Source organism: Campylobacter sp. IFREMER_LSEM_CL1846 (assembly GCF_025772105.1).
Taxonomy (GTDB): Bacteria; Campylobacterota; Campylobacteria; order Campylobacterales; family Campylobacteraceae; genus Campylobacter_D; species Campylobacter_D lari_D.
The window spans coordinates 1-2,485 of sequence record NZ_JAKMRM010000026.1 but is presented as its reverse complement, the minus strand read 5'-3'; the positions used below and the strand labels follow the sequence as shown (position 1 = coordinate 2,485).

The 2,485-nt window shown below is 26.6% G+C and carries 1 protein-coding gene; it reads left to right on the top strand.

All coding sequences use genetic code 11. The features are described from left to right. The coding region (locus L8W40_RS07970; RefSeq protein ID WP_263665136.1) for a hypothetical protein at positions 1-2,342 on the top strand (2,342 nt) is incomplete at its 5' end. Positions 2,343-2,485: the final 143 nt, after the last annotated feature.

The following is a 2,485-nucleotide window of genomic DNA, read 5'->3' as shown; positions in this document are numbered from 1 at the left end:
TTACTTTAAAAAATATTAATATAGAGGCTAACAATAAAAATTATGTTGGTATTTTTGGAAATTTAAGTAATGGGGCTAATATAAAGAATTTCAATGTAGATTATATGAATGGTAATGTTAAAGCAAATACGACAAATTATATTCTTTATACAGGTGGTGTTGTCGGACTTATAGAGCAAGATGCTAAAGTTGAAGACATTGTTTTAAAAAATATCAATGAAATTATAGGCAATGGTAAAGATTATGCTTATGTTGTAGGTTTTGTTGGGGATATTGTTGATGTAGCTAATTTCGATTCTCTACCTATGATAAAAAAGGGCAAAAAATATGAATTACCATCAATACAAAGTAGTAAATTTAAAAATATTACAATTTTAAATATAAACGGTATTCAGGCAAAAAGTGAAGAAGCTTCAAAAGTAGGCGGATTTAGTGGAGCTGTTTATTCCTCCTCACTGAGTCAAAATTCTAGATATGATTTTAATAATATTTTTTTAAATCATATTGGTTATATAGGTGCGGTAACGGATAAAGCAAGTGCTAAATCAGGAGGATTTGTCGGAGAGATTATAAATGTATATAAAGAAAATAACACTCCAACTTATAATAGCTTTACAGATATTTCTTTAAATGATATAGGATTGATTCAATCTTATAACAAAGGAACATATGATCATTATTTAAACAGCTCTCATGATTTTGAGCAGGATGATTCTTTTGCTAGTGGATTTGCTGCAAGTGCTAGTGGAAATTATTTTGCCGGTATAACTTTAAATAATATAAAAACAATTCAAAGTATATCCAAAGACAAAGCTGAACTTAGCTATTCTTCTGGTTTTACGGCAATATCTGGGTCGAATTACTTTCACAATATTATTTTAAATAATATTGGAGAAATTATTGCTGAAGGAACAGGACATAATAAAGATGGAGCAACAATAGCAACTGGCTTTGTAGGTATGTATAATCCTTTTGATGATTTTTATAATATTTATATTTTTTATACACCTCAATCAAAAATCACAGCATTTCAATTAGAAAAAATTGCAGTAACTGGGTATTTTGATATTGGAGCAAATGATAAAAATCAAAAAACCCATGAAAATATTTTTATGTGGGCGCCTAAAAATTTTTTACAAGGAAAGCATTCTCCGCATATAAAATTTAGTGTGAGAGAATACAGCGATCAAACGCAAGCTTATAAAGAATATAAACAAAAATTGTTAGAATACTCTAATAAGCAATTTTTAAAAGACAATCATAATTATCTTACTTTTGCTTTAAATGAGAAAAAAGATGAACTTAAAGAAGCTTTAGAATTAGATTTAAATGCTATTTTAAACAAAGAAGCTATGCTTTTCAAAGATGATTCTTTTCAAAGTAGTATTGAAAATTATGCTATTAATGATATTGCAAGTCAATATTATAAATTTTATATTAGCTCGCTAGATGATATGCTTAAAGAAAAAGATTATAAACAGATGAGTGAAGATGAGAAAATTGATTTTGTGTCTAAGTATTTTTTAAAAGATAATGAAAACAATAAAGAAGAAGCTTTGAAGATAGTTCAGAGTTTGGAATTTATAGATGCTTATCAAGAAAATGGTTTAAAGGGTGCTAATAAAGAAAAAATTTATCAAAATGAAACTTTTGAAAAATTGTTAGATAATACTGCTAATGTGATTTCTAAAAAAGATTTTATATTCGCTTTATTAAAGAAAGATTTGAAAGATTTTCTTGATAAATCTATAATACTAACAAATCAACTACAAGAAATAAAAACAAAAATTCAAGAAAATGAAAGAGAATATAATGCTTTAGCTAGTAGTGAAAATATTGATTTCAAAAAAATCAATATTTTGGCAGAAAATATTAGCAAATTAAATCAGCAACAAAAAGATATTGTTTCTCAATTGGATATTAGCCCTATAAAAAATAAAATAGAATATACTATCTCAAAAGGAGGTTTTGAAATAATAGGAGATGTTAAGCAAGATATATATACGCCAAAATTAGCACAGCTTGCATTGCAACACGCGAAAAAAGAAATTCCGTGGACAGAACTTCAACCAAGCACTCCAGTGAAAAAAGAAATTCCGTGGACAGAACTTCAACCAAGCACTCCAGTGAAAAAAGAAAAATCTAAAAAAGATTTACCTTTTATAGAAAATAATATTTATTTATCAACTAGCGATAATTTGAAATCAGATGGTGGACTTGTGATAAAAAAAATTAGAAAAGAAAAAGATGTAGATAAGGCTGTCACGAGAAAAAGAGCAGTAACTTGCATAGTTAATGATGGATTTAAAACTATGAATCCTTGTGTAGTAAGTGATATATAAAATATAAGTACTAGGTTATCCTAGTATTTATAGTTGTAGATATTATTGAAATTTACTATTGATAAATTCTTAAATTACAATTAATCTAAATCAAGTGTTATTATAAATTAAGGTAAAATCATGAAAAAACTCTCTCTTTGTAT